General features: G+C 74.0%; 23 protein-coding genes. 10 read left to right on the top strand and 13 right to left on the bottom strand.

What is annotated here, in order from left to right:
• The first annotated feature begins 4 nt into the window (after positions 1-4).
• The 4 genes from ACNKF0_RS08655 (at position 5) to ACNKF0_RS08640 (ending at position 3,682) form a co-directional block, all read left to right on the top strand.
• The gene (locus tag ACNKF0_RS08655; protein WP_416957503.1) at positions 5-955 is read left to right on the top strand and encodes a glycosyltransferase family 2 protein; all 951 of its coding nucleotides are present in this window, start codon (positions 5-7) and stop codon (positions 953-955) included.
• Positions 952-1,701, top strand: coding sequence for a sulfotransferase family protein (locus tag ACNKF0_RS08650; RefSeq protein ID WP_416957501.1), 750 nt, complete (start codon positions 952-954; stop codon positions 1,699-1,701). Before ACNKF0_RS08655 ends, ACNKF0_RS08650 begins: the two co-directional genes overlap by 4 nt.
• Before the next feature lie 65 nt (positions 1,702-1,766).
• A complete protein-coding gene (gene rffA, locus ACNKF0_RS08645) occupies positions 1,767-2,963 on the top strand; it encodes a dTDP-4-amino-4,6-dideoxygalactose transaminase (RefSeq protein WP_416957499.1) in 1,197 nt (398 codons plus the stop codon).
• Positions 2,960-3,682, top strand: a complete 723-nt coding sequence (locus ACNKF0_RS08640) for a class I SAM-dependent methyltransferase (RefSeq protein ID WP_416957498.1) — start codon at positions 2,960-2,962, stop codon at positions 3,680-3,682. The genes rffA and ACNKF0_RS08640 overlap by 4 nt, the downstream gene beginning before the upstream one ends.
• On the opposite strand, the gene ACNKF0_RS08635 is transcribed toward ACNKF0_RS08640, so the two are convergent.
• Genes ACNKF0_RS08635 through ACNKF0_RS08620 form a run of 4 tightly spaced genes read right to left on the bottom strand, consistent with a single transcriptional unit; the run spans position 3,657 to position 9,025 of the window.
• Positions 3,657-4,877 carry a hypothetical protein gene (locus tag ACNKF0_RS08635; protein WP_416957496.1) on the bottom strand — a complete coding sequence of 407 codons (1,221 nt, stop codon included), beginning with the start codon at positions 4,875-4,877 and terminating at the stop codon, positions 3,657-3,659. The genes ACNKF0_RS08640 and ACNKF0_RS08635 overlap by 26 nt on opposite strands.
• Positions 4,874-6,439, bottom strand: coding sequence for a hypothetical protein (locus ACNKF0_RS08630; RefSeq protein WP_416957494.1), 1,566 nt, complete (start codon positions 6,437-6,439; stop codon positions 4,874-4,876). The genes ACNKF0_RS08635 and ACNKF0_RS08630 overlap by 4 nt, the downstream gene beginning before the upstream one ends.
• 28 nt (positions 6,440-6,467) lie before the next feature.
• Positions 6,468-8,093 (bottom strand): ABC transporter permease, encoded by a 1,626-nt coding sequence (locus ACNKF0_RS08625; protein ID WP_416957492.1) that lies wholly within the window; start codon positions 8,091-8,093, stop codon positions 6,468-6,470.
• A complete protein-coding gene (locus tag ACNKF0_RS08620; RefSeq protein ID WP_416957490.1) occupies positions 8,090-9,025 on the bottom strand; it encodes an ATP-binding cassette domain-containing protein in 936 nt (311 codons plus the stop codon). Before ACNKF0_RS08620 ends, ACNKF0_RS08625 begins: the two co-directional genes overlap by 4 nt.
• Before the next feature lie 284 nt (positions 9,026-9,309).
• On the opposite strand from ACNKF0_RS08620, the gene ACNKF0_RS08615 reads away from it, so the two are divergent.
• Genes ACNKF0_RS08615 through ACNKF0_RS08605 form a run of 3 tightly spaced genes read left to right on the top strand, consistent with a single transcriptional unit; the run spans position 9,310 to position 13,232 of the window.
• Positions 9,310-9,600, top strand: a complete 291-nt coding sequence (locus tag ACNKF0_RS08615) for a DUF1876 domain-containing protein (RefSeq protein WP_416957488.1) — start codon at positions 9,310-9,312, stop codon at positions 9,598-9,600.
• Between the two features lie 5 nt (positions 9,601-9,605).
• Positions 9,606-10,490, top strand: coding sequence for a universal stress protein (locus ACNKF0_RS08610; RefSeq protein ID WP_416957486.1), 885 nt, complete (start codon positions 9,606-9,608; stop codon positions 10,488-10,490).
• Positions 10,491-10,535: 45 nt separating this feature from the next.
• Complete coding sequence (locus tag ACNKF0_RS08605; RefSeq protein ID WP_416957483.1) at positions 10,536-13,232, top strand: cation-translocating P-type ATPase; 2,697 nt, start codon at positions 10,536-10,538, stop codon at positions 13,230-13,232.
• A 6-nt stretch (positions 13,233-13,238) separates the two neighbouring features.
• On the opposite strand, the gene ACNKF0_RS08600 is transcribed toward ACNKF0_RS08605, so the two are convergent.
• From ACNKF0_RS08600 to ACNKF0_RS08590, 3 genes are all read right to left on the bottom strand, one after another.
• Positions 13,239-14,117, bottom strand: a complete 879-nt coding sequence (locus ACNKF0_RS08600; protein WP_416957481.1) for a universal stress protein — start codon at positions 14,115-14,117, stop codon at positions 13,239-13,241.
• 113 nt (positions 14,118-14,230) lie between these two features.
• Positions 14,231-15,184, bottom strand: a complete 954-nt coding sequence (locus ACNKF0_RS08595) for a zinc-binding alcohol dehydrogenase family protein (protein ID WP_416957479.1) — start codon at positions 15,182-15,184, stop codon at positions 14,231-14,233.
• 52 nt (positions 15,185-15,236) lie between these two features.
• Positions 15,237-15,815 (bottom strand): hypothetical protein, encoded by a 579-nt coding sequence (locus ACNKF0_RS08590; RefSeq protein WP_416957477.1) that lies wholly within the window; start codon positions 15,813-15,815, stop codon positions 15,237-15,239.
• 189 nt (positions 15,816-16,004) lie between these two features.
• Between ACNKF0_RS08590 and ppsA the strand changes: the two genes are divergently transcribed.
• On the top strand, positions 16,005-18,407 hold the full coding sequence (gene ppsA / locus ACNKF0_RS08585) for a phosphoenolpyruvate synthase (RefSeq protein ID WP_416957475.1): 2,403 nt from the start codon (positions 16,005-16,007) through the stop codon (positions 18,405-18,407).
• Between the two features lie 28 nt (positions 18,408-18,435).
• Positions 18,436-19,452: a class I fructose-bisphosphate aldolase gene (locus ACNKF0_RS08580; RefSeq protein WP_416957473.1), complete on the top strand. Its 1,017-nt coding sequence runs from the start codon at positions 18,436-18,438 to the stop codon at positions 19,450-19,452.
• A gap of 8 nt (positions 19,453-19,460) precedes the next feature.
• Here the strand turns inward: ACNKF0_RS08580 and ACNKF0_RS08575 are convergent, their stop codons facing one another.
• Positions 19,461-20,162 carry a response regulator gene (locus ACNKF0_RS08575; RefSeq protein ID WP_416957472.1) on the bottom strand — a complete coding sequence of 234 codons (702 nt, stop codon included), beginning with the start codon at positions 20,160-20,162 and terminating at the stop codon, positions 19,461-19,463.
• A gap of 127 nt (positions 20,163-20,289) precedes the next feature.
• On the opposite strand from ACNKF0_RS08575, the gene ACNKF0_RS08570 reads away from it, so the two are divergent.
• Positions 20,290-20,544 carry a DUF1918 domain-containing protein gene (locus ACNKF0_RS08570; RefSeq protein ID WP_299931468.1) on the top strand — a complete coding sequence of 85 codons (255 nt, stop codon included), beginning with the start codon at positions 20,290-20,292 and terminating at the stop codon, positions 20,542-20,544.
• Positions 20,545-20,557: 13 nt separating this feature from the next.
• Here the strand turns inward: ACNKF0_RS08570 and ACNKF0_RS08565 are convergent, their stop codons facing one another.
• The 5 genes from ACNKF0_RS08565 to ACNKF0_RS08545 all read right to left on the bottom strand — a co-directional run bounded on the left by ACNKF0_RS08565 (position 20,558) and on the right by ACNKF0_RS08545 (position 26,264).
• The gene (locus ACNKF0_RS08565; RefSeq protein ID WP_416957469.1) at positions 20,558-23,035 is read right to left on the bottom strand and encodes a cation-translocating P-type ATPase; all 2,478 of its coding nucleotides are present in this window, start codon (positions 23,033-23,035) and stop codon (positions 20,558-20,560) included.
• Positions 23,036-23,051: 16 nt separating this feature from the next.
• Positions 23,052-23,366 carry a hypothetical protein gene (locus tag ACNKF0_RS08560; RefSeq protein WP_416957467.1) on the bottom strand — a complete coding sequence of 105 codons (315 nt, stop codon included), beginning with the start codon at positions 23,364-23,366 and terminating at the stop codon, positions 23,052-23,054.
• 2 nt (positions 23,367-23,368) lie between these two features.
• Positions 23,369-23,503, bottom strand: a complete 135-nt coding sequence (locus tag ACNKF0_RS08555) for a hypothetical protein (protein WP_416957465.1) — start codon at positions 23,501-23,503, stop codon at positions 23,369-23,371.
• Between the two features lie 278 nt (positions 23,504-23,781).
• Positions 23,782-24,456, bottom strand: a complete 675-nt coding sequence (locus ACNKF0_RS08550) for a response regulator (RefSeq protein WP_416957463.1) — start codon at positions 24,454-24,456, stop codon at positions 23,782-23,784.
• Between the two features lie 80 nt (positions 24,457-24,536).
• A complete protein-coding gene (locus ACNKF0_RS08545; protein ID WP_416957461.1) occupies positions 24,537-26,264 on the bottom strand; it encodes a GAF domain-containing protein in 1,728 nt (575 codons plus the stop codon).
• Between the last annotated feature and the right edge of the window lie 63 nt (positions 26,265-26,327).

Genomic DNA, 26,327 nt, shown 5'->3' with positions numbered 1-26,327 from the left:
CAGCGTGGCCACCCACCCGTTGCGCGCCTCCGACCACTCCTACTCGGTCGTGATCCCCGTCTACAACAGCCAGGACGTGGTGGGGCGCACCATCGACGCGGTCCTCGAGGTGTTCGAGGCGGCCGGCCTGCGCCACCAGGTCGTGCTCGTCAACGACGGCAGCCGGGACAACAGCTGGGACGTCATCAGCGCCCGCGCCGCGCAGTCGCCGCACGTCGTCGCGCTCGACCTGCTCCGCAACTACGGCCAGCACCACGCCAACCTCGCGGGCATGCGCGAGGCGACCGGTGACTACGTGATCACCCTCGACGACGACCTGCAGAACCCGCCCGACCAGGTGCTGCTGCTGATCGAGAAGGCGATGGAGGGCCACGACGTCGTCTTCGGCCGCTTCGAGCGCAAGCAGGCGCGTGGTCACCGACGCCTGGGCAGCAAGGCGATCAGCATGATCAACCGACGGGTCTTCGACCAGCCGCCCGGTCTGGCCGTGTCCAACTTCCGCATCCTGCGGCGCGACGTGGTCGAGCGGATCTGCGCGTCGCGCACGGCCCACCCCTACATCACGGGGCAGGCGCTGATGTTCTCCAGCGACCCGGCCGACGTGCTGGTGCGCCACGACCCGCGACCGGTCGGCACCAGCAACTACGGCCTGCGGCGGATCGCGTCGCTGGTGCTGACCATCCTGTTCAGCTACTCCGTCTTCCCGCTGCGGCTGGCGGCCGGCGTCGGGTTCGCGGTCGCCGGCGGCAGCTTCCTGCTCGGCCTCTTCTACCTCGTCCGGGCGGTGTTCGTGGACTCCGCCGTGCCCGGCTGGACGACGATCGCGGTGCTGCTCGCGCTGATGAACGGCTTCGTCATCATGCTGCTGTCGATGCTGGGCGAGTACGTCGTCCGCACTCTCAACGCGGTCAGCGCCGTCACGACCTACCACGTGGCGCGCCGGGTGTCCTCGTGAGCGGCTGCGACCACCGGCACCTCCTCGTCGTGGGTGCGCAGCGGTGCGGCACGACGTACCTGAGCCGCGCGCTCGACGCGCACCCCGACGTCACGATGGCCCGGCCGTCCCCTCCCGAGCCGAAGGTCTTCTGCGACGCGGAGCTCACCTCCCGCGGCATCGAGTCCTACCACCGCACGTGGTTCGCGCACGCCCACGACGAGCAGCTGCTCGGTGACAAGAGCACCAGCTACCTCGAGGACCCGCACGCCCCGGGGCGGGCCGCGGAGATGCTCGGCGAGCCGGAGGTGGTGGTGCTGCTGCGCCATCCCGTGCTCCGCGCGGTGTCCCACTGGCGGTTCAGCACCGCCAACGGCTTCGAGGACCGCGACCTCGAGGACGCCCTGCTCGCCGACCTGCACGACGACCAGGCGTGGGACCCGCGGCGCTCGTCGGTCTCACCGGTCGCCTACCTCCGTCGCGGTCGCTACGCCGAGCAGATCGCCCCGTGGGCCGCCGCGTTCCCCGCGACCACGCACGTGCTGTTCCTGGAGGAGCTGCTGGCCGACCCGGCGGTGCTGCCCGGCCTCGTCGCGGACCTCGGGCTCGACCCGGACCGGACGCCGACGCCCGACGCCGGGCAGGTCAACGCGAGCACCGGCGACGCGCCCGCGCTCGACGCAGGAGTGGCGAGCACGCTCGCGGGGTACTTCCAGGAGAGCAACGCCCGCCTGGCCGACCAGCTGGGGCGGCCGCTGCCGTGGTGACCTGCACCGACACGAACGACACGGACGACTCGGGACGACCCGAACGACAGAGGGAGGTGCCCGTCGTGGCACACGCACAGGAGCTCGAGGACGGTCCCGTCGGGGACCTTCCCGACATCGCGTTCAACGTCCCCTCGGTGGAGGGCCGCGAGCTCGACCACGTGCAGGAGGCCGTGCGGAGCGGGCACCTGTCCTCCGGCGGCGACTTCGCACGCCGCGCGGCCAAGGTCCTCGCGGCCGACACCGGCTCGGCCGAGGTGCTCATGACCACGTCGTGCACGTCCGCCCTCGAGCTGTCGGCCATGCTCATGGACCTCGGGGAGGGTGACACGGTGATCGTGCCGTCGTTCACCTTCACCAGCACCGGGCTCGCCTTCGCCCGTCAGGGCGCCGGCCTGGTGTTCTGCGACATCGAGCCCGACACGCTCGGCCTCGACCCGGCCCACCTGGCCACGCTCCTCGACGAGAGCGTGCGCGCCGTCGTGATCGTGCACTACGCCGGCGTCGCCTGCGACGTCCAGGGCATCCGCGAGGTCCTGGCTGCGTGGCCGGAGGTGCGCCTCGTCGAGGACAACGCGCACGGCCTCTTCGGCACCTGGCGCGGAGAACCGCTGGGCAGCCTGGGCCGCTACGCCACCCTGAGCTTCCACGAGACCAAGAACTTCGTCTGCGGCGAGGGCGGTGCGCTCCTGCTCAACGACCCCGAGGACGTCGACCGCGCCCGCGTGCTCTACGACAAGGGCACCAACCGCCACGCCTTCATGCTCGGCCAGGTCGACAAGTACACCTGGAAGGACACCGGCTCCTCGTTCGGCCTCTCCGACGTGCTCGCCGCCTACCTGCTCGGCCAGCTCGAGCAGCGTGAGGCCGTGCAGGCCAAGCGGCAGCGCGTCAGCGAGCGCTACGCCACTGCCCTGTCGCCGTACGCCGACGAGCTGGGCTTCGAGGTGATGCGGGTGCCGCAGGACCGGGGCGCCGCGCACCACATGTTCTACGTCCTGCTGTCCCACCGCGACCGGCGCAACGACGTGCTGGAGCTGATGCGCAAGGCGGGCGTCCAGGCCACCTTCCACTACCAGCCGCTCCACGCCTCCGACGCCGGGCGCTCCTTCGCCGCACGGCCCACGGACTGCCCGGTCTCGCAGGACGTCAGCGAGCGGCTGCTGCGCCTGCCGTTCCACAACAACCTGTCCGACCCCGACCTCGACCGGGTGGTGGCCTCCTTCCTCGAGGCGAGCACCGCGACCCTCCCGGACCGGTGAGCGTCGCACAGCCCGGCTCGTCGTCGCTGCGGCACGAGGGCTACTGGTGGCACCGGGCCCGCACCGACCTGCTCGCCTCCGTGATGGCGCCGCACCTCGCCGCCCCCGCGCGCACGCTCGACGTCGGCAGCGCGGACGCGCCCAGCGTGGGCTGGATGCGCGGCGCCCGGCAGCACGTGGCCCTCGACCTCTTCCCCGACGGCCTGCGACCCGGCGAGGGTGTCGTGGGGTCGGCGACCGAGCTGCCGTTCGGTGACGCGACCTTCGACGTCGTGTCGGCGTTCGACGTCGTCGAGCACTGCGCCGACGACGAGCGCGCGGTCGCCGAGCTGGGCCGGGTGCTGGTGCCGGGCGGACGGATGCTCCTCTCGGTGCCGGCCTACCAGTGGGCGTGGTCGGACCACGACGTCCAGGCGGGCCACCACCGGCGCTACACGCGGTCCGGGATCGTCGCGCTCGTCGAGTGCGCGGGGATGCAGGTGCTGCGGTCGACGTACGCCTTCGGTGGCGTGTTCCCGCTGTTCGCCGCCGAGCGGCTCCGACGCAGGATCCGTCCGGCGGCCACCGGCGACTCGCGCCTGCCGGAGGTCTCGCCGCGCGTCGACCGAGCGCTCATGGGCGTGTGCCGGGCCGAGGCGCGCCTGCTGCGCCGACGCGACCTGCCGTTCGGCTCGTCGGTGTTCGTCGCAGCCGTCAGGCCGCCGTCCGACGCGACCTGAGCACGGTCGAGGCCGCCAGCGCGAGGAGTACCGTCGCAGCGGCCTCGCTGGCGACGAAGGCGAAGGCGACCCGTTCGACGGGGAGCAGCGAGCTCGTCGCCACCAGCACGACCGCGCCGACGAGGACGGCGAGCGCCCAGGCGCCGGCCACCCGGGCCGGTCGGTCCAGCGCGAGGGCGCCGACCATCAGGACGACGTTGACCAGGGCCAGGGCACAGCCCGTCGCGATCACCGCGGCGTCGCCGTGACCGATGTCCACGGTGCCGCCGAAGACCGCCTGCACGAGGGCAGGACCCGCGAGTCCTCCGATGGCGGCGCCGAGCGACACGACCGCCGCCCCCACCACTGCGAGGCGTCCTGCGAGCTGACGGAGCGCCGGCAGGTCGCCCGCCACGACGAGCCCGGTGACGTGGTGGGTGACCTGCGGCAGCGTCCCCAGCACCACCATGTACGGCGCGCGGAACAGCGCCAGCGTCGCGAACATCGCCGTGATCTCGGCGGGCGACCCGCCGAGGAGCGCCAGCACCACCGCTCCCCCGGTCAGCACGCCCTGGGCGAGCAGCTGCCCGGTCGCGGCACCCCCCAGGAACGCGAGGGAAGCGGCCCGGTCCGACCCCGCTCCGCCGAACCGCCAGGCACCCGGCCACAGCGCGACGAGGGAGCCGGCGACCAGGCACAGGCCGTGGGCGACCGGGTCGTGCACCTGTGCCAGCAGCAGCACGGCCACGAGGACGCACCGCAGGGCGTTCTCCGCGACCAGGCTCCACGCCACCGCGGCCATCCGGCCGCGCCCCGCCAGTGCGCCCCGGAGCACGCCGACGGCTGCCGAGCCGAGGACCACGAGCACGACCAGCAGGGGGAACCACGCATCGTCGCGGTGGAACAGGCGGTCGCGGAACACCCAGGCGAGCCCGCCGGTGGCGACGGCTGCCGCGACCACCACGACCCCGACCCGACCGGCGGAGCCGCGGACGTCACCCTCGCGTCCGGCCGTGAGGCACCGGGTGATCCAGTGCTGCAGCGGGAAGGTGAACGCCGCGCCCGCGAGCGCCCAGACGGTCCAGAGCACCGACACCGGTGCCGCCGCGACCGCGCCCAGGCCGCGCGTGACGAGCGCGAACAGCACGTAGGCCAGGACGCCGCTCACCACCGAGCCGGCAGCGAGCTGGAGCGGGGCGCGGCGCTCCGAGGTCATGGCGCCGGCGGTTCGGCGTGCCGGTCGTCGGCGTCGTAGCCCGCCGCCCTCCGCAGGTCGGCGATGGTGTCCTCGCCCAGGGACGCGCGGGCGTACCACTCCCACAGCGGCGCGCTCCCGACGTACACGTAGTCGGGCTGGATCGACGCCCGCCACCGGAGCGAGACCGTCTCCCCGACCGCCACCAGGTCGGGGCCGTCCGCGACCAGGTCACGCTTGAATCCGTCGAGGCCGCCCGGCCACGTGTCGTCCATGTAGTCCTGCAGCCCGCTGCGGAACATCTGGTAGCGCGTGGGGTTGGTGCGCCCGGTCAGCACCAGCGGCTGCGGCGCCTCGATCGAGGTGATGGTGGCGTCCGGGGGCAGCGTCGCGAGGACGGCATCGGTGGCCTCGCGCTGGTCCTCGAGGGAGGTGTCGCGGGTCGAGACCGAGTAGGCCAGGGCGATCACCACGGCGGCTCCGGCGAGCACCGCGGCCACTCCGCGGCGTGGTCCGCGAGCGAGCCCGTGCGTGGCGACCGCGAAGGCCGCGCCCAGTCCGAGGGCTGCGAACGGGAGCACGGGGAAGAGGTCGGCCCAGGCGTCGTACTCCTGCAGGATCCAGGCCAGTCCGGCGACGAGCCCGGCGGTCATGGCGGGCAGCACCGTCAGGCCCGGCTCGGCGGCCCGGGCCCGGCGCGACACGGCGGCCAGCGAGACCAGGACGAGCAGCACGGTGCCGCCGAGGAGCAGCCACACCGTCACGCCGTAGGCGAGCTGCAGGTCCTCCCACACCAGCTCGCGTCCGGAGTCGAGCGGGTTGGGGACCGTGTAGCGCCGGTTGATGCCGTAGAAGCCGTCCCACGAAGCGCGCAGCGATCCGGCCAGGGCGAACCAGGCGCCGAGCACTGCCACCGGGACCAACCCTCCTGCGGCGACCCGGAGCAGGGCCCGCAGCCGCTGGCCGTGCGCGAGCAGGAGCGCGCCGACCACCACGGCGGTGAAGGTGCTGAAGAAGGCCGTCTGCAGGCACAGCGTGGCGAGGCTGGTCAGGACGCCCGCGGTGAACCAGCGCCGGTGCGTCACCGCCCAGAGCGCTCCCAGCACGAACAGCGTCATCGGCGTCTTCTCGCGCGGCCCGTTCGAGGCGTACTGGATGAAGCCGTGGAAGGCGAGCATCGCGCCCGCGGTGACCAGGCCGGCGCCCCGGGAGCGGAACAGGTCGCGTCCGAGCAGGTAGGCGACGCAGACGGCGGCGACGGCCATGAGCATGAACAGCACGCGCATGGTGACCAGGTCGTCCAGGCCGCCCACGCGGGCGACGAGCGCCCCCACCCCCGGCAGCACGTGGGCGAGCGGACCGGCACGGTTGAGGACCCCGAGGTAGGGCGGGACGCCGTCCGCCACCTGCTGACCGGCGTAGCTGTAGATGCCGAGGTCACGCGTGAGGATCCCCTGGAAGCCGTGCAGCACGTAGACGACCAGGGACACCGCCGCCACCACCGGCACCAGCGGGTCGATCGCGCGCAGCCGGGAGAGCCCACCGGGCCGGACGCCGTCGGACCGGTCGGGACGAGGGGGCACGCGGACACCCTACGGAGTCCGCTCACCGTCAGGCCGGGAGGACCAGGTTCCTCCTGTGCAGGGCGCCAGCCCCCACCACCGCGAGGAGCACGGCGACCAGCCCCAGCCCCAGGAGCGGCCCGCCGGTGATGTCGACGGCCGGTGCGTTCGGCGCGTGGCTGAACGGGGAGAGGTCCACCAGCCAGGTCGGGAGGCCCAGGGAGGGGCCGAACATCGGACCGACGAAGACACACAGGACGACCAGTCCCCAGGACGCCCCAACCGACCACCGGGGCACCACCGCCACCACCACGAGGACGCCGGCGCCGAGGGCAGCAATCGCCGGGAGCTGCACCAGCGCCGCACCCACCAGGTCACGCACCAGCACACCGGTCCCACCGAGGACCTGGCCGCCCGTCAGGGCCATGGCCACGGCGAAGAGGAGCATCAGCGCGGTGGCGCCGACGAGCGCGTTGACGGCGTACGCACCCAGCCAGCGCAGGCGCGAGACCGAGGTGCCGAGCACGGGCTCCAGGGTGCCGCCCGCCTCGTCGTGGCGGAGCCGCAGCAGCAGGGTGACGACATAGACCGCGACCGCCATGCCCGCGATCTGGAGCATCGAGGCCCAGTAGGCGCCGAGCAGGTCGGCCGCCCCGCCGAAGGTCTCGTACCACTCCGTGGCCGCACCCTCGAGACCTCCGATGCGTTCGCTGAGCGCCCCGAAGACGAGGCCGATCCCGAGCAGGCCGGTGGCCCAGCCGAGGAGGGCGCCGCGCTGGAGCCGCCAGAGGAGCCCGGCCGGTCGTCGCATCGACGGGTGGGCGTGCCGCGGGCCGGGCCGTTCGGGCCACACGCCGCGGCCCACGTCGCGTCGCGAGACCAGGACGCCCGCGGCCAGCACGAGGACTGACGTGGCGCCCGCGGCGAGCGCCAGCGGCCACCACAGGTCGTCGGCGAACGGCCGCATCTGCTGGCCCCAGCCGACCGGGGACACCCACGCCGGCCAGGCGCTCGTGACCCGGAGGGCGGCGGAGTCCACGGTGCCCACCATGTTGCCGAGAGCCGCGAGCGCGAAGGAGACGCCGAGGACCCCCGCGGCGAGCCCGGTCGCACCGCGTGTCGTGGACGCGACCTGGGCAGTGACCGCCGCGACGCCGGTGAACACGACACCGACCAGCGCGATCGACGCGCCCCCCACGAAGGAACCTGCCGCCGGTTGCCCGGCGACGACCATGGCGAGACCGAGGCCGACCGCCAGCAGCACGTCGGCGGCGAGCGTCACGACGACGGCCGCGGCCAGCGAGGCGTACCTCCCGGTCACGCCAGCGGCCAGGAGCTCCGAGCGACCGAGCTCCTCGGCCTGCCGGGTGTGCCTGACCACGGCGAGGATGCTCATCATGGCGGCGAGCACCATCAGGGTCAGAGCGTCGCGGTGCAAGGTGTAGCCGCCGACGCTGGCGCCGGTGACGAGGCCGAGCACCCGCATGCCCGGGTTCTCGACCACGATCCTGGTGTCGGGAACGAGGAGCTGCGGCTGATCGGTGTAGCTGGCGTCGAACATCGCCGTGGTCCCTGCCAGGAAGACCGCCATTCCCAGGACCCACGCCGACAGCGTCACCCGGTCGCGCCGGGCCGCCAGACGGACCAGCCGGAGCGAGCCGGTCACCCCGCTCATCGTCGTGCCACCACCTCGCGGTCGTGCTCGCCCGACGAGGCCGAGATGTCCTGCCCGTAGTGGCGCAGGAACAGCTCCTCGAGCGTCGGCGGGGACGTCACCAGCGACCGCACCTCCAGGGCGACGAGGCGGGCGAGGACCTGGTTCAGCTCACCGGGGTCGACGCTGAAGCTCGCCCGGTCAGCGTCCACCCGGACGTCGTGCACGCCGGGCCATGCCCGGACCGGCTCGAGCGGCGCGGCCGCCTGGACGACCACCGACGTGCGGGTCAGGTGCCGGAGCTCCTCGAACGTGCCGGACTCGGCCGCGCGGCCGGACCGGATGATGGTGACGCGGTCGCACAGCGCCTCCACCTCGGACAGGATGTGGCTGGAGAGCAGGATGCTGCGTCCCTCCGCCCTCAGGTCCTGGACGACGTCCTGGAAGACTGCCTCCATCAGCGGGTCCAGCCCGGAGGTGGGTTCGTCGAGCAGGTAGAGTTCCACGTCGGAGGAGAACGCCGACACGAGGGCGACCTTCTGCCGGTTGCCCTTGGAGTAGGCGCGGACCCGCTTCGTGGGATCGAGCCGGAACCGCTCGAGGAGCTCCTCGCGGCGGTGCGGGTCGATGCCGCCACGGAGGTCACCCAGCACGTCGATGACCTCGCCACCACTGAGGTTGGGCCACAGGTTCACCTCACCGGGCACGTACGCCAGACGTCGGTGCAGCCGGACCGTGTCGCGCCACGGATCGCCGCCGAGCAGGGACAGCCTGCCCCCGTCGGCGCGGAGCATGCCGAGCAGGACCCGGATCGTGGTCGTCTTGCCGGCTCCGTTGGGCCCGAGGAAGCCGTGCACCTCGCCCTCCCGCACCCGGAGGTCGAGGTGGTCGAGCGCACGGACCCGGGGACCGAAGTCCTTGACGACTCCGGAGAGCATGATCGCGTCGGTCATGGGTTCCTCCTCCCGGCTCGGGCCGCCGCGGTCGGCGCCCGGTGACCGGCGGCCCCTCCCTCCACCACACCGCGGTGGCGCGGGACCCGGCAGGGCCGAACGTCACCGGGGAGCGGGACGCCGCCCGAAGGGCTCCCGGGTCGACCCGCGCCCGGGACCAACGGCCCTGCCCACCGGGTCGTCCGACCGCTGCCCGATCCCGCCCTGGACCGCAGCATGGAGGTGGTGGACCGGCCCGAGGCACGGGCAGCGACACCGCCCGACGATCCCTCGAGGAGGAGCCCATGCACACGAGGACGTGGCACGTGACCATCAACCTGTCCGAGCACGACGGCCTCACCCGCGCGGAGGCGGTCCTGCGCACCGACGCGGGTCCGGAGCTCCGCCACGAGGCCGTGGCACGGCTGCACCCCGGGGATCGGGACGTCCCGGAGATCGGTGACGAGCTCGCCGCGTGCCGAGCCCTGTCCGGTCTGGCGCACGACCTGCTCGACGCGGCGGTCGCCGACGTCGAGGAGAACGACCCCGCCAGCGGGACCCCCAGCATCGCGGCGGACTCGCCGACCCCGGCCTGAGCGCCATGACGGGCCCCCTGGACCTCGACGACCTCCGGGGCAGCGTCGTCGTCGCCGTCGACGGTTCCGCGCACGCCCAACGGGCCCTCCGGTGGGCCGCGGACGAGGCCGCCTTCGAGCGCCGCAGCCTCGCGGTCGTGGCCGTCGGCGACGCGGCAGGCGCTGCGATGGCCGACGCGGTCGCCGCTGTGACGCGGTTGCACCGCGAGCTGCCGGTCACCTGCCACGTGGCCCGGGGCGACCCCCGCCAGGTGCTCATCGACGCGTCGGAGCTCGCCTTCGTGCTGGTGCTCGGGTCGCGCGGGCGTGGCCCGGTCCGGAGCATGCTGCTCGGCTCGGTCAGCGCCGCGGTGAGCCGACAGGCGGCCTGCCCGGTGGTCGTCTGCCGCCCGGCCGAACCGGGGACGAGGCGTGGCGGCGTGGTCGTCGGGGCGGACGGCTCGCCCGAGTCGCTGCCCGTCATCGAGTTCGCCTACCGCCACGCCTTCCTGCGCGGCGCACCCCTCACCGTGCTGCACAGCTTCTTCGACGCCGCGGCCGCGGTGGCGCAGTACCACGAGGCGCGTGGCGAGCCCGCCGAGATGCCGGCGCTCGACGACCTGCGTGCCGAGCTGTGCGCGTCGGTGGCCGGGTTGGAGAGGGACTATCCCGGCGTGCCCGTCACCCTCACGCTGCGGCACGGCCTGGTCGACCAGGCCCTCGCCCCTCGGCACGCGCCGTGGGACCTCGTCGTCGTCGGCCGGCACCCGATGCGCTCCCTCGAGAGGCTCCTCACCGGCTCGATCGCGACCGCCGTCCTGGAGCGCGCGGCGTGTCCGGTGGCCGTGGTCCCGGAGAGCCTCGCCCGCCACGACCCGTCGGAGGAGGACGAAGGTCCTGCCAGCCGGTGACCGGCGCACCTGTCCCCCGCCCTGCTCACGCGGTGGAGTGGACCTGTGACGGCACCCGACCCCGAGGAGGCCCTCGACCGGTTGTTGCGGGACCTGCGCAGCAGCCGCCGCGGGCTGAGCGACCGGGAGGCGGCACGTCGCCTGGTCAGCGTCGGCCCGAACGTGCTGGCCGCCCGGCGTGGCCCCGGATGGCCGAAGGAGCTCGGACGGCAGCTGGTCCATCCCCTGGCGCTGCTGCTCTGGCTGGCGGCGGTCTTCGCGCAGCTCGCCGGCACGACGCCGCTCGCCGTGGCGATCGTGGCCGTCATCTGGGTGAACGCGCTGTTCGCCTTCGTGCAGGAGCGCCACGCCGAGCGGGCCGTCGAGGCGCTGACGGCGTACCTCCCGCCGCAGGCCCGGGTGCTGCGAGAGGGCCACCCCCGCTCGGTCGACGCCACCGAGGTCGTCCCCGGGGACGTCGTGCTGGTCGCGGAGGGTGAGCGCGTCCCCGCCGACGCCCGCCTCCTGTCCGGTGTCGTGGAGATGGACGTGTCCGCCCTGACCGGTGAGTCGCTGCCGGTGCTGCGCTCGGCCCTGCCCGGCCCCACCAGTGACCCGTTGCTGCAGGCCACGGACCTGCTGTTCAGCGGGACGGTCTGCACCGGCGGGGAGTGCACGGCCGTGGTGCACGCGACCGGGATGAGCACCGAGCTGGGTCGGATCGCGGCCCTCTCGCAGCGGGTGGAGATCGAGCCGAGCCCGCTGGAGCTCCAGGTCTCCCACGTCGCGCGGTTGATCGCCGTCGTCGCGGTGGGCACCGGCCTGGCCTTCGTGCCGCTGGGGACCCTGGGGGCGGGGCTGTCGCTCGCGGACACGATGAGCTTCGCGATCGGCCTGCTCGTCGCCAACGTGCCGGAGGGGCTGCTGCCCACCATCACGCTCGCGCTCGCCGTCGGCGTACGCCTGCTCGCCGGGCAGGGAGCGCTGGTCAAGCGCATCTCCGCGGTGGAGACCCTCGGCTCGACCCAGGTCATCTGCACCGACAAGACGGGCACGCTGACGATGAACCGGATGAGGGTGGTCTCCGTCTGGGCGGACGGACACACCCTCGACGTCGACGACGAGACCGGCCACGAGGTGGCACCGTCGTCGGCGCTCGGTCAGCTGGCGATCGCCGGCGCCGCGTGCAACAACGCAGCGCTCGAGGGCGAGGGCGAGGGCGAGGTCGAGGTCGGCGACCCCACCGAGCTGGCCCTCCTGCACCTGGCCGGACGACTCGGCGTCCCGGTGCCCGACGACCACGACGGGCGCCTCGCGCAGTTCCACTTCGACCCGGCGTTGCGGCGCATGACCACGGTCGACCGCGACCGGGACCGGGTGCTCGCCAGCACCAAGGGCGCACCGGAGGACGTGCTCCCCCGGTGTCACCGCATCGCCACGGAGGACGGCGGCGCCCGGCCCCTCGACACCGCCGGGCGCGCCGGCATCGAGCGAGTGGTGGGCGCCTGGGCCGACCGCGGGCTGCGCGTGCTCGCGATCGCGGGCCGCCCCCTGGCGCCGGCCTCGTGGTCGTCGATGACGCGCGAGGAGGTGGAGCAGGACCTCACGCTGCTCGGCATCGTGGGCATGGCCGACCCACCCCGTTCCGAGGTGTCGGCGGCGGTCGCGCGGTGCCACTCCGCGGGAATCCGGCTGCTGATGGTCACGGGTGACCATGCCCGGACGGCGCGCCGGATCGCCGAGCAGGTCGGCATCGGACGCGACGGGCTCACGGTCGTCAACGGCCCCGAGCTCGACGCGATGCCGGAGTCGCGTCTCGACGCCCTGCTGGCAGGCACCGACGAGCTGGTCTTCGCCCGGAGCTCGCCCGAGGCCAAGATGCGCATCGCCCATGCGCTGCAGGACCAGGGACAGGTGGTCGCCATGACCGGCGACGGCGTCAACGACGCACCGGCGCTGCGGCGCGCCGACATCGGCGTCGCGATGGGCCGGTCCGGCACCGACGTCGCGCGGGAGGCGGCCACCATGGTGCTCACCGACGACAACTTCGCCACCATCGTCACGGCCGTGCGGGCCGGACGCCAGGTCTACGACAACGTGCGGAAGTTCATCGTCTACATCTTCGCCCACGCCACCCCGGAGGTCGTGCCGTTCCTGCTCTACGCGCTGTCCGGCGGGCAGGTCCCCCTCCCCCTCACCGTCATGCAGATCCTGGCCATCGACCTCGGCACCGAGACGCTGCCCGCCCTCGCGCTCGGTCGCGAGCCCCCGGAGCCCGACCTGATGGACCGCCCGCCTCGACAGCGGGGCGCGCGGGTGATCGACCGCGCGATGCTGGTCCGTTCCTGGGGTGTCCTGGGCGGGGTCTCGGCCGTGCTGGTGACCGCGCTCTTCCTGGCCACCCTCCTGGCCGGCGGATGGACCCTCGGCGACCCGGTGGAGTCGGGACCGCTGCACGAGGTCTGGCGCCAGGCCACGACGATGACGTTCCTGGCCATCGTCAGCTGCCAGGTCGGCACCGCGGTCGCGGCGCGGACCGAGCGGGCGTCCCTGCGGCAGGTCGGGCTGACCAGCAACCGTCTCCTGCTCTGGGGCATCGCCTTCGAGATCCTCTTCGCTGCCGCGGTGGTCACCGTCCCGGTCCTGCAGGACCTGTTCGGCACCTCGCCTCCGGAGCGGTGGCTGCTGCTCTGCCTGCTCCCCCTGCCGTTCGTGGTGTGGGGCGCCGACGAGCTGTGGCGCTGGCGCAGGCGTCGGCGGTGAACCGCCTCAGGGTGACCCGACCGGAACGACCATGACGGCGCTCCTGGCCTCGCGCAGCACCGTCCGCGCGGTCGACCCCAGGTGCGCGCCCCCGCGCCAGTGCGAGGCGTGCCGTCCCACGACGACCAGGGACGCGGTCCGGGACTCGCCGACGAGCACCTCGGTCGGCCACTGGTGGCGCACCTCGACGGCGACCGGGACCGACGGGTGGGCCCGACGGAGCTCTCCCATCGCGGACTCGAGGGCCCGGACCTGCTCGGCGTGCCACTCCGGCGCCACCCGGGCGGTGATGATGTCGTCGTAGGCGGGGTCGAGCCGCCAGGCATGGATCACGCGCAGCGCGGCGCCGGTCGAGGCGGCCCACTCGAACCCCGCGAGCACCGCCTCGAGCGGCGCCGCGCCCTCGTGGACGCCCACGACGACCTCGCCGGGCTCGTCGGTCGGCTGCCAGCCCATCGGCACCGAGACCACCGGACACCGGCCGTGGGCCGCGGTGCCGGCGATCGTGGAGCCGACGAACAGGCGGCCCAGCCAGTGCGGGTCGCGGTGCTGCACGACCACCAGCCGGGAGGTGGCACTCTGCTCGGCCAGCACGTGGGAGGCGGTGCCGGCGACCGCCGCCGTACGGACGGGAACCGCTCCGCCGGTCAGCTCCTCGAGCTCCTCCCGGACCTCCTTCACCAACCACTCGGCGACGTCGGCGGCCTCGGCGTAGGTCATGAGCACGCTCGGCGGTGGCGGCGGCAGGGCGGTGCCGTACGCGTGCACGAGGACGACCTCGGTCCCCTCGCGTGTGGCGAGGTCCGCGGCGAAGCGCAGCGCCGCGGTCTCGCGTCCCGGTCCGGTGACGCCGACGACCACGGCGCCCTCCGTGCTCGTGTCCATCGTGGTCTCCTCGGCCCTGTCCCGTGACCTCGCGTCGGGGGTCATCACCGCCACCCTCGCTGGCGGCCGGCCACCCGGGACAGGGCCGGAGGTCCCGGGACGCCGGGCCGCGCTCAGCCCACCCGGACCACGGCCGCGCCCGTGACCCGCCCGGACGCGAGGTCCTCGAGGGCCCGGTCGGTGTCTGCCAGGTCGTACGTCGTCACGCGCGGCCGCACGCCGCGCGGCTCGGCGAGGGCCAGCAGCTCGTGGGCGTCCTCGCGCGTGTTGGCCGTGACGCTGGTCAGGGTGCGCTCACGGAACAGGTGCGCCTGGTAGTCGAGGGGCGGTACGTCGGTGAGGTGGATGCAGGCGACGGCGAGGGTGCCGCCCTGGTCCAGGGCCCGGAGCGCCACGGGCACGAGGTCACCGACGGGCGCGAAGAGGACCGCCCCCTCCAGCGGCACGGGCGGCGCGTCCGTGACGTCGCCGGCCCAGTCAGCGCCGAGGTCGAGCGCCAGCGCACGCGCCGCCGGCTCGCGGCTGAACGCGTGCACGTGCAGCCCCTCGGCGAGGGCGAGCTGCGCGGTGAGGTGCGCGCTGGCACCGAAGCCGTACAACCCCACGTGGCCGCCGAGCCCGACGTGCGCGCGCCTCAGGGCCCGGTAGCCGATGATCCCCGAGCAGAGCAGCGGCGCGACCTCGACGTCGTCCATCCCGTCGGGGAGCCGGTAGGCGAAGTCGGCCGGCACGACGGCGTACTCGGCGAACCCGCCGTCCGCGTCCCAGCCGGTGTACTGCGAGGACCGGCACAGGTTCTCCCGTCCCGTGCGACACCAGCGGCAGGACTGGCAGGTCCCGCGCAGCCAGGCGATCCCGACCCGCTCGCCTTCTTCCCACCCGGTGACCGCCGCGCCACGACCCGCGACCACGCCGACGACCTCGTGACCCGGCACCCGTCCGGGCGCGCGGGCCGCGAGCTCGAGGTCGGCCAGGTGCAGGTCCGTGCGGCACACCCCGCACGCCGTGACGCGCACCAGCAGCTCGTCGGGAGCCGGCCGCGGCTCCGGCAGGACGGCGCGCTCCACCCGCCCCACGCCTCCGGGCCTGCCGCTGACCACCCATGCGTCCACGTCGACCTCACCGACCGGGTGGCCACGACCGGGCCCGACGCCGTTCCGGCACCGCCGTCAGCAGCCAGGCGTCGAAGCGGACGGGGTCGCGGAGCTGCAGCTCGTCGAGGAGCCGGCGTCGCTCCTCCACCAGCACGAGGCGTCGCGGGACGGACGTGGTGGGGCGCAGCACCTCGGCCGTGGTCCACTCCCAGCGCCGGTGCAGGTCTCGCAGGCTCAGCGCCTCGGGAGGGCCGCTGGCGCGTCGGGACGACCAGCCGACGAACCCGGTGCGGGCGAGCATGACCGCGGGTGGTGACACCGCGAGCAGGCCCAGTCCGAGAGCGACGCCGGTGTTCCCCCACGCCACGGCCAGCGCGTCCGTGGCGACCGCCCCCACCGCGCCCCACAGCAGCCCGCGCCGGACCCAGGGCCAGCGGTCCTCGCGCTCCTCGACGAGGGCGTAGGCCAGGGCCGCCCCGAACAGCCCCATCCCCAGACCGAGGAGCGTCATCCGCAACAGACCGCCGCCGGCGATGTCGAGGACGCACGCGGACCCGACGACCAGCCCCGCGGCTCCCGTCCACACGACGCGGTAGGTCCTCACGGCGGCCTCCTCGCGTCGGTGTGGGGTCGGTGTCGGGCAGGTGTCGGGTCGATGGGACCTGCCACCACCGTCGCGCCGCCACGCGACCGCGCACAGGGCCGAGCGACCACGACGCCCGGGCCCGAAGGTCCCGGAACGCCGGGACCCGCGACCGTGTCGGCGCGGCCGCGGAGGGCGAAGGCTCATGGCATGGGCTCCTCTCCGTTCGTCCTCGACTTCTCCGACGTCACCCTCGACGACCTCCCGCTCGTCGGCGGCAAGAACGCCTCACTCGGTGAGCTGCACCGGCACCTGGCCTCCGCAGGCGTGCGCGTCCCCGGCGGGTTCGCCGTCACCGCCGCGGCGTACCGGCACGTCCTCGACCGGGCCGGCGCCTGGGCGCGCCTCGAGGCGGCACTCGACGGGCTCGACGTCGACGACGTGGCGGACCTCGAGGCCCGGTCCGCGCGGGCGCGCCAGGTGGTCCTCGACGCCGGCATCCCGGACGACCTCCGGGAGGCGGTCGAGCCCGCGCTGGGACGGCTGCTCGAGCGGTACGGACCCGACCTGAGGCTGGCGGTCCGGAGCAGCGCGACGGCCGAGGACCTGCCCGAGGCCAGCTTCGCCGGGCAGCACGCCAGCTACCTCGACGTGGGCCGTGACGACCTCTACGTCGCGATGAGCCGGTGCTTCGCGAGCCTCTTCACCGCCCGGGCCGTGCACTACCGGCGCCGGCACGGCTACGACGACCTGTCGGTCGGTCTCTCGGTCGGGGTGATGAAGATGGTGCGGTCCGACGTCGCGAGCTCCGGCGTGGTCTTCACCGTGGACACGGAGACCGGCCACCCCGACGTCGTCCTGCTCACCGGCTCCTGGGGCCTGGGCGAGAACGTCGTGCAGGGGGCCGTGGACCCCGACGAGTTCCACGTCCACAAGCCCACCTACCGCGCCGGTCACCGCACCGTCCTGCACCGGCGGCTGGGCGGCAAGGCGGTGCGGATGGTGACGGGGGCGTCCGGTCCCGAGAACGTCGCGACGCCCGAGGAGGACCGTGCCCGCTACTGCCTCGGGGACGCCGAGGTGCTCGACCTGGCGGGGGCCGCCATCGCGATTGAGGAGCACTACGGCCGCCCGATGGACATCGAGTGGGCCAAGGACGGCGTCGACGGCCGCACGTACGTCGTGCAGGCACGTCCGGTGACCGTCGCGGCGCGGGCGGCGACCGTCCTCGAGCGGCACGTGGTCCAGGAGCACGGACGGGTCCTCGTCACGGGACGCGCGGTCGGCGAGCGCGTCGCGACCGGCCGGGTGCGGGTGGTGCGGGACTCCCGCGACCTCGCTGCCTTCGAGGCCGGCGACGTCCTCGTCGCCGAGACCACGACCCCCGACTGGGAGCCGGTTCTCGCCTCCGCGTCGGCCGTCGTGACGGAGCAGGGCGGTCGCACCTGCCACGCCGCCATCGTCGCCCGCGAGCTGGGCCTGCCCGCCGTGGTGGGAACCGGTGACGCCACCACGACGCTCGTGGACGGCACCGAGGTCAGCGTCTCCTGCGCCGAGGGAGAGACCGGGCGGGTGTACGACGGTCGCGCCACCGTGCACGTCGACCGCGTCGACCTGTCCGACCTCCCCCGGCCGCGTACCCGCATCATGGTCAACCTGGGGAACCCCGCGCTGGCCCTGCGCACGTCGATGCTGCCGTGCGACGGGGTGGGGCTGGCCAGGACCGAGTTCGTCATCAGCGAGGTGGTCAAGGCGCACCCGCTCGCCCTGCTGCACCCCGACCGGGTGGCCGACGAGGGCGAGCGCGCGGCCCTGGCGGCGCTGGTGGGCGGCTCCGGCGACGGCGCCGCCTGGTTCGTCGACCGCCTGTCCGAGGGCGTCGGCATGATCGCGGCGGCGTTCTTCCCCCGCCCCGTGGTCGTACGGATGTCGGACTTCAAGACCAACGAGTACGCCGGCCTGCTCGGCGGGTCCGGCTTCGAGCCGCACGAGGCCAACCCGATGCTGGGCTTCCGGGGCGCGTCCCGCTACGCCCACCCCGCCTACGAGGAGGGCTTCGCCCTGGAGTGCCGCGCGATGCGGCGCGTCCGCGAGGACATGGGGCTCACCAACGTCGTGCTCATGCTTCCCTTCGTACGCCGCCTCGCGGAGGCGGACCTCGTGCTGGAGCGCATGGCCGACCTCGGGCTGGTGCGCGGCCGGGACGGTCTCGAGGTGTTCGCGATGTGCGAGATACCCAACAACGTCGTGCTCGTCGACGACTTCGCCCGTCGCTTCGACGGCCTCTCGATCGGCTCCAACGACCTCACCCAGCTCACGCTCGGCGTGGACCGCGACAGCGACCTCGTCGCCTTCGACTACGACGAGCGCGACCCGGGCGTGATGGCCATGATCCGGCTGGCGGTCGAGGGGTGCCGCCGCAACGGGATCCACTCCGGGCTGTGCGGGCAGGCGCCGTCGGACTACCCGGAGTTCGCCGAGTTCCTGGTCGAGGCCGGCATCGACTCGATGAGCCTCAACCCCGACAGCGTGCTCGCCACCACGCGCGTCGTGCTGGCGGCCGAGCAACGCGTCGCGGCGGCCGCCGGCGACGGCGCCCCGCTGCGGGCCTGACCGGACCGAGTCCGACGAGGAGATCGACATGTCGCTGCAGGCAACCGCGAAGGCCCTGGTCGAGCCGGGCAAGGGCATCCTCGCCGCCGACGAGAGCCACCCCACGATGGAGAAGCGGCTGGCGCGCGTCGGGCTGTCGTCCTCCGAGCGGGTCCGGCGGGACTACCGCGAGGTGCTGATGACCGCGCCCGGGCTGTCCGAGCACGTCAGCGGCGTCATCCTCTTCGACGAGACCATCCGCCAGAGCCGCAGCACGGGGCGGCCGTTCGCCCAGGGCCTGCTGCGGGCGGGGATCATCCCGGGGATCAAGGTCGACGCCGGGACCACCCCGCTCCCCCGGTTCCCCGCCGAGGTCGTCACCCAGGGGCTCGACGGACTCTCCGCGCGGTTGACGGAGTACGCCGCCCTGGGTGCGCGCTTCGCCAAGTGGCGCGCCGTCATCCGCATCGGCGACGGCAGACCCACCGCCGGCTGCGTCGAGGCCAACGCGCACGCTCTCGCCCGCTACGCCGCCGCGGCCCAGGAGTGCGGCCTGGTGCCGGTCGTCGAGCCGGAGGTGCTGATGGACGGCAGCCACAGCCTCGAACGGTGCTCGCTCGTCACCAGCGCCGTGCTGCACGCCGTCCACGACCACCTCGTGCGCCAGCGCGTCGACCTGACCGGAATCCTCATCAAGCCCAACATGGTGCTGCCCGGGACGGAGTCCGGCCAGGACGTGGGCGACGACGAGATCGCCGCGGCGACGGTCCGGGTGCTGCGCGACACCGTCCCCGCCTCGGTGCCGGGCCTGGTGTTCCTCTCCGGGGGCCAGACGCCGGTGGAGGCCACCGCCCGCCTGGACGCCCTCAACCGGACCGGTGCACAACCCTGGGAGCTCAGCTTCTCCTTCGGCCGGGCCCTGCAGGCCCCTGTCCTCGAGGCGTGGGCGGCGCACCCCGAGGACCGCGCGTCAGCGCATGCCGCGCTGCTGCACCGGGCGCGGATGAACGGCGCGGCCCGGCGGGGGCGCTGGTCGCGCAGCCTGGAACCGTCGACGGCCGGGTGACCCGTCCCTCACCGGTGCGGCCGGTCCGGCCGTCCGTCCCTCGTGGTCGGACGACGAGCCGCCATCACCGCCGCCTGGGTCCGGCTCTCGACGCCCAGCTTGGCGAGGAGCGTCGAGACGTAGTTCTTCACCGTCTTCTCGGCCACGCCCAGGTTCTCCGCGATCTGACGGTTCGTCATCCCCTTGGCGACGAGCCCGAGGACCTGCTCCTCCTTGGGCGTCAGGTGCTGGGTGAGCGGATCCCGCTCGGTGCCGTGCCGCAGCCGGTGCAGCACCCGGTCCGTCACGGCCGGGTCCAGCATCGACTGTCCCGCCGCCACCCGTCTCACGGCCGTGACGAGGTCGCCGCCGCTGATCTGCTTCAGGACGTAGCCCGAGGCGCCGGCCATGATGGCGGCGAACAACGCATCGTCATCGTCGTACGACGTCAGGACGAGCACCTCGATGCGCGGGTCGGCCGACCGGACCTGACGACACACCTCGATGCCCGAGCCGTCGGGCAGGCGGCCGTCCACGATGGCCACCCGGGGGCGCAGGGCGGTGATGCGGGCGGCGCCCTCGGCGGCGGTTCCGCTCTCGCCAACCACCTCGATGCCGGGCTCGGACTCCAGCAGGGTCCGGACCCCTCGCCGGACGAGCTCGTGGTCGTCCAGCAGGAACACCCTGATGGGCTCCTCCGCCGCCTGGACCCGAGCCGGTCCGTCATCCATACGACGACCGTAACGCCCCCCGGGTCGAATGGCTCCGGACCAACATCCCTTTTCACCCGGGTCGAACGGCACTGGCTGCGCGCCCCGGCTCCGCGGAAGGTTGGTGACTGGACCAGGAGGTAGAGAAATGAGCACCAGCACCACTGCGCGAGGTGGGGACGGTTCCCTGCACGCATCCACCGGCGACCGTCTCGTCGTCCGCAGCCTGCACGGGCCCGTGCGGGACGCCGAGATCCTCGAGGTGCGGCACCCCGACGGCACCCCGCCCTACGTGGTCCGGTGGTCCGACACCGGGCACGAGGCACTCGTCTACCCCGGGGCGGACGCCTTCGTGGAGCACTTCACCGGCCCGGCGGGGCCGACGACCGCTCCGCAGGACTGACACCCGTACCTGCTCACCCCGGGCTGCTGCGCACCCAGAGCCGGAGCAGGACTCCGGGAACAGCGGCGACCGCCACCGCGGCGACGGCGACGTCCAGCGGCAGCGGCTCGGTGTGGAGGAGCGCCTGGAGCGGCGCCAGCCACACCGCCGCGGCCATCAGGAGCGCTGCACCCGCCACAGACACCTCGAGGCCTCGCTCGGCGACGCCGGTGCCCGGTCGCGACCCGCGAAGCGCCAGGGCGACCCCGAGCTGGCCGGCTCCGAGCGCGACGAAGACCGCGGTGCGGCGCAGGTCGGTCGAGCCCTCCGTCAGCGCTCCTGCCGCCAGGGCGACGATCGCCAGCACGGCGGTCACGACGACGAGCCGGACGAGGCCGGGCCGGGTGAAGACCGCCTCCGACGGCGGCCGGGGCGGCTGGTCCATCTGCCGAGGATCGAGCGGTTCGGACCCGAAGGCCACCCCGACCATCCCGTGCGTGAGCAGGTTGATCCACAGGATCTGGCCGGGCAGCAGCGGGACGGCCAGCCCGACGAGGCTCCCGGCCACCATCACCGCCACCTCGGCGAGGCCGCCCGACACGGCGTACAGCAGGAACGCGCGGATGTTGGCGAAGATGCGCCGCCCCTCCTCCACCGCAGCCACCACGGAGGCCAGCTCGTCGTCGGCGAGCACCAGGTCGGCCGCCTCCTTGGCGACGCCCGTCCCGGTCAGGCCGGCTGCGACACCGATGTCCGCGCGACGCAGGGCGGGCGCGTCGTTCACCCCGTCGCCGAGCATCGCGACGGCCTCCCCCGCCTCCTGCAGCCACTGCACGACGTGCACCTTCTGCTCCGGGACCACCCGTGCCACCACCGTCAGCTCGCGCCGGCGCTCCGGTGGCACCTCGGCGAGCGCGTCGCCCTCGACCGGCGTGTCGCCCGGCTGTGCGATGCCCACGGACCGCGCCACGGCACCGGCGGTCCCCGCGTGGTCACCCGTCACCAGGACCAGCCGGATCCCGGCCCGCTGCAGGGTGCGGACCACCCCGACCGCCGAGGACCGGGGAGGGTCGCCGATGCCCACCAGCCCGGCCAGGTGCCACTCGACGCCGTCCGCCGAGTCGGCCACCGCGATGACGCGGAGCCCGCTGCCGGCCATCTCCTCGACGGCGGGCCGTGCCGCACCTGTCTCCGCCGCGCTCGCGGTGACCAGCGCGAGGACCGCCTCCGGAGCCCCCTTGCACACCGAGAGGTGACCCGCCTCGGGGCTCAGGTGGTGGGTCGTCATGCGCCGGGCCGCGTGGTCGAAGGGCACCTCACCCGTGCGGGCCCAGGCGACCCGGGTGCCGTCGACGTCGAGGCCCGCGAGCGACGCGAGCTCCAGGACGGCATGGTCGAGCGGGTCGCCCGCCACCCGCGACGTGCCCGCCGCGCCGACGCCCGACGTGGCGTCGTTGCAGAGCACGACGTCTCGCAGCAGCCGCTCGAGCGCGTCGTCGGGAGGAGCGCGCGAGGTGTCCGCGGCGCGGATCCCGTCGGCGCCGGCGTCGAGACGGACCCCGGCGACCCACAGGGCCTGGCCGCGCATGCGGCCCTCGGTGATCGTGCCGGTCTTGTCGGTCGCCACGACGGTCACCGAGCCCAGGGTCTCGACCGCAGGCAGCGCGCGCACGATGACGTGGCGTCGTGCCATGCGGTGGGCCCCGACCGCCAGCGCGATCGTCACCACGGCCGGCAGCGACTCGGGCAGTGCCGCCACGGTCAGGCTCAGACCCACCAGCAGCATCTCGCCCCACGGGCGCCCCTGGGCCAGCCCGAGCACGACCACGACCGCCGTGAGCGTGACGACGAGCACCGCCAGGCCGCGGCTCAGGCCGGTCAGCCGGCGCTGGAGCGGCGTCTGTCGGGTACCGCCCTCCTGCAGCATCGCGGCGATCCGGCCCAGGCTGCTGCTCGCTCCGGTGCGGGTGACCTCGACGACGGCGCGGCCGTGGGTGGTCCGCCCCCCGGCCGGGAGCTCGTCACCGGGGCCGTGGAGGACCGGGAGCGACTCCCCCGTCACCGGGGACTCGTCCACCTCGAGGTCGTGCGCCTGCAGGACGACCGCATCGGCCGGGACCAGGTCGCCGGCCGTGAGGCTCACGTGGTCACCCGGGACGATCTCACCGGCCGGCACCGTCACGAGGGCGTCGTCGCGGCGGACGACGGCGGTGGGCGCCGCCATCTGCTCGAGCTCGTCCATCACCCGGTCGGCCCGGTGCTGCTGGTGGACCCCGACCGTCGTGTTGAAGACCACCACCGCGAGGATGATCGCCGTGCTCGGCCAGTCGCGCAGCACGGCGCCGAGGAGCGCGGCGAGCTGCAGCAGCACGATCATCGGGTCGCGCAGCTGGTCGGCGACCCGGAGCGCGGTGCTGCGGCGGGCGCGCGCAGGTGGGACGTTGGGACCGACTGCGCGGAGGCGACGAGCCGCCTCCGCCGAGCTCAGGGCCGTCGAGGCCCGCGCGTCCATCGTCGGTGGCGGGCGGTCACCGCGCCCTGCGCGGTTGCGGCACGGCGAGGACGCCCACGCCCGCCCACATGCGCAGGTAGGGGCGCCCGGCCGCAGCCGGACGCTGGGCGAGCAGCTCCCGGGTCCTCCGCTCGGCCTCCGCCACGACCTCGGAGGACGAGAAGCCGTCGAGGAGTGTCGTCCGCACCGCCCGCGAGAAGGTCCGCATCACCGACCCCGCGGGCACGTCGCACCGGTCGGCGAGGAGGCGATCGGCCGCGTCCCTCAGCTCCCTGGTGGTCAGACGGGTGTCCACCGTCATGTCGGCCACCTCCTCGTGGACGCCCGGCATGACTACTCCTCCCCCTTCGCGGGCACGGCGGCGCGTGCGATCGGGTCGCCGGGGCTCACGCTGGCGCCGGACTGTTCCACGTCCGGCGCGGTCGCAGCGCCCCTGTCACCGGCGACCACCTCCTGCTGGCGCTCCATGCGTCCCCTCCTTCTCTCGTCCAGCGGCCCCACACCGCCGGGTGCCCCGACCAGCCCTCTTGCCATCTGCAGCACGGCGTACGGCTGCAGAGGGCCGGTTGAGCGGGGCACCCGGTCCCCCGGTGTGACTCCATCTCATTGCACTTCCGTGGAGGGCACAACGGACCAATGACCCACCACGTCCGGGACCTCCACCCAGGACGGTGGCCGCCGTGCTGCCCGGGTCCACCGGCCCGGGCAGCGCCGTCCCCCGACCGGGCGGGACGTCACACCGGGCGTCACACGGTGCGCCGGGTGGCGAACACCGCGGCCTGGGTCCGGCTGGTCAGGCCCAGCTTGGCGAGCATGGACGAGACGTAGTTCTTCACCGTCTTCTCCGACAGGTCCATGTGCTCGGCCACCTCCCGGTTGGTCAGGCCCTCGACCACCAGCTCGAGGATGCGCTTCTCCTGCGGGCTGAGCTCGCGGAGGCGCGGGTCCTCAGGCGGCCCGTTCCGGATCCGGTCGAGCACGTGGGCGGTGACCGACGGGTCGAGCATGGACTGGCCGGCCGCCACGCGTCGGATCCCGTCGACGAGGTCGGTGCCCTGCACCTGCTTGAGCAGGTAGCCCGACGCTCCCGCCATGATGGCCGCGAACAGGGCGTCGTCGTCGTCGTACGACGTCAGGACGAGGCCCTTGATGGTCGGGTCCACCGAGCGCACCTGGCGGCACACGTCGATGCCCGAGCCGTCGGGCAGGCGTCCGTCGAGAACGGCGACATCGGGAAGAAGGGCCAGGATCCGCCGCACGGCCTCCTCGGCCGAGGCCGACTCGCCGACGACCTCGATGTCGCCGGCGCGGGAGAGGATCTCCCTTAGCCCCCGGCGGACGATCTCGTGGTCATCGACCAGGTAGACCCTGATCGGTCGAGGTGCCTCGACGGCTGCGGCCCCGGCGGCCTCGTCGCTCATCCCGACATCGTCGCGGGGGCGCGACGAGGAGGGGAACTGCCCGTAGGTCCAGTCGTCAGGGACCTAGGACCCGGGCCCTGTCACCCGAGCGGGACGCGCCAGGTGACGGTCGTGCCGGTCCCGGCGCCCGACTCCACCACCAGCTCGCCCCCGTGGCCGGCCGCCCGCTCGCGCAGGTTGCGCAGCCCGCTCTCCCGGACGTCTCGCGGCATGCCGCACCCGTCGTCGGCGACCACCACCTCGAGCGTGTGGTGGGCGACCGACACCCGGACCTCCACCGACGACGCCCGGGCGTGCCGGCTGACGTTGGTGAGTGCCTCGCTCACCACGGCGAGCAGGTCGGGTGCGACCGCGTCGGTCACGGTCGTGCGGACCGGTCCCTCGAAGCGCAGCCTGGGCTGCAGCTTCATCGTCGCGGCCGCTCGCGCGACGAGTCTCTCGATCTCGCTCTGCAGGTCGGTCGAGGTCTCGAGCTTCCCGAGGGCGAAGATCGTGCGCCGGATGTCCTTGATCGTGTCGTCGATGTCGACGATGGCCTCGCGCAGGCGCTGCGCCGGCTCCTCGGCCGGCACCATCTGCACGGTGCTCTGCAGCCCCAGGCCCACGCCGAAGAGCCGCTGGATGACGAGGTCGTGGAGGTCCCGTCCGATGCGGTCGCGGTCCTCCAGCAGGGACATCCGCGTCCTGTCCTCCCGGCTCCGGGCGACCTGGAGGGCGAGCGCCGCCTGTTCGGCGAAGCTGGTGGGCAGGGCCGGGTCGAGACGCCGGAACGCGTCGATCCGACCGGGCGTCCAGGCCAGCGAGAGGACGCCCTCCACCCCCGAGCCGGAGCGCAGCGGCAGGACCATCACCGGGCCGATCCGGGGCCAGCCGTCGACGGACGAGGGGTCCACCGCGCGCGGATCGGTCGCGACGTCGTCCACCGAGACGGGGACGCCGGTGCGCACCACGAGGCTCGCGAGCGACTCCTCCATCGGCAGCGCGTGCAACGCCTCGCGGTCGGCCGGGGCCCCCGCCACGACCTCGAGGTGGAGGTCGCAGGGGTCCGAGCCGCTGACCACCCAGGCCACGTCGGCACCCGAGACCGTCCGGGCCCGGTCGGCCACCGCCTGGAGCGCGCGGTCGGTGGGGGTCTCCTCGGCCAGCAGGGAGATGACCTCGGCGGTGGCGCTGAGCCAGGCCTGGCGTCGCTCCGCCTCCTCGTAGAGCTTGGCGTTCTCGATCGCCACGCTCGCGGCGGCGGCCAGCGCCACCGCGACGGACTCGTCGATCTCGCCGAAGTCCTGACCGCCGCCCTTCTCGGTGAGGTAGAGGTAGCCGAACACCCGATCCCGCGTCCGCACGGGCACGCCGAGGAACGACGTCATCTCGGGGTGGTGCTCCGGGAACCCGTACGACGCCGGGTGGGCGGCGATGTCGTCGAGCCGGAGCGGCCGCGGCTCCTCGATCAGCAGGCCCAGGAGGCCGTGCCCGGTCGGCAGGTCGCCGATCTGCTCCACCACCTCGGTGTCCATCCCGTGGTGGACGAAGGTGCGCAGCTGGCGCTCGGGGCCGTCGGCCAGGACGCCCAGCGCGGCGTACCTCGCACCGACGAGGCTGCTCGCGGACCGGACGATGCGGGTGAGCACCCCGTCGAGCGAGAGCTCCGACGTGATGGCGACCACCGCGTCGAGGAGGTGCTGCAGCTTCGACTTCTCGTCGACCACCTCCCGGACACGCGCCAGGACCTCGCGGAGCAGGCGGTCGAAACCGACCTCCGCCAGCACGCGGTCATGCGGCTCGTCGCCGCTCGCGTCGCTGTCGTGCATGACCCTCCGCCCGTTCTGGCCTGCGACACCAGCCTATGGCCCGGGCCGTCGCCGGCGGAACCC

The organism is Nocardioides sp. T5 (assembly GCF_048161455.1).
Taxonomy (GTDB): Bacteria; Actinomycetota; Actinomycetes; order Propionibacteriales; family Nocardioidaceae; genus Nocardioides.
Note: the sequence above shows the minus strand (reverse complement) of the source record. Positions and strands in the feature narration are given on the sequence as shown.

Excerpts from the sequence above, each read along its gene's own strand:
- ACNKF0_RS08550 (WP_416957463.1), bottom strand. The coding sequence starts at position 24,456 with ATGAGCGACGAGGCCGCCGGGGCCGCAGCCGTCGAGGCACCTCGACCG.
- ACNKF0_RS08565 (WP_416957469.1), bottom strand. The coding sequence starts at position 23,035 with ATGGACGCGCGGGCCTCGACGGCCCTGAGCTCGGCGGAGGCGGCTCGT.
- ACNKF0_RS08555 (WP_416957465.1), bottom strand. The coding sequence starts at position 23,503 with ATGGAGCGCCAGCAGGAGGTGGTCGCCGGTGACAGGGGCGCTGCGACC.
- ACNKF0_RS08570 (WP_299931468.1), top strand. The coding sequence starts at position 20,290 with ATGAGCACCAGCACCACTGCGCGAGGTGGGGACGGTTCCCTGCACGCA.
- ppsA (WP_416957475.1), top strand. The coding sequence starts at position 16,005 with ATGGGCTCCTCTCCGTTCGTCCTCGACTTCTCCGACGTCACCCTCGAC.
- ACNKF0_RS08600 (WP_416957481.1), bottom strand. The coding sequence starts at position 14,117 with ATGGACACGAGCACGGAGGGCGCCGTGGTCGTCGGCGTCACCGGACCG.
- ACNKF0_RS08545 (WP_416957461.1), bottom strand. The coding sequence starts at position 26,264 with ATGCACGACAGCGACGCGAGCGGCGACGAGCCGCATGACCGCGTGCTG.
- ACNKF0_RS08620 (WP_416957490.1), bottom strand. The coding sequence starts at position 9,025 with ATGACCGACGCGATCATGCTCTCCGGAGTCGTCAAGGACTTCGGTCCC.
- ACNKF0_RS08635 (WP_416957496.1), bottom strand. The coding sequence starts at position 4,877 with ATGACCTCGGAGCGCCGCGCCCCGCTCCAGCTCGCTGCCGGCTCGGTG.
- ACNKF0_RS08625 (WP_416957492.1), bottom strand. The coding sequence starts at position 8,093 with ATGAGCGGGGTGACCGGCTCGCTCCGGCTGGTCCGTCTGGCGGCCCGG.
- ACNKF0_RS08575 (WP_416957472.1), bottom strand. The coding sequence starts at position 20,162 with ATGGATGACGGACCGGCTCGGGTCCAGGCGGCGGAGGAGCCCATCAGG.
- ACNKF0_RS08580 (WP_416957473.1), top strand. The coding sequence starts at position 18,436 with ATGTCGCTGCAGGCAACCGCGAAGGCCCTGGTCGAGCCGGGCAAGGGC.
- ACNKF0_RS08615 (WP_416957488.1), top strand. The coding sequence starts at position 9,310 with ATGCACACGAGGACGTGGCACGTGACCATCAACCTGTCCGAGCACGAC.
- ACNKF0_RS08610 (WP_416957486.1), top strand. The coding sequence starts at position 9,606 with ATGACGGGCCCCCTGGACCTCGACGACCTCCGGGGCAGCGTCGTCGTC.
- ACNKF0_RS08560 (WP_416957467.1), bottom strand. The coding sequence starts at position 23,366 with ATGCCGGGCGTCCACGAGGAGGTGGCCGACATGACGGTGGACACCCGT.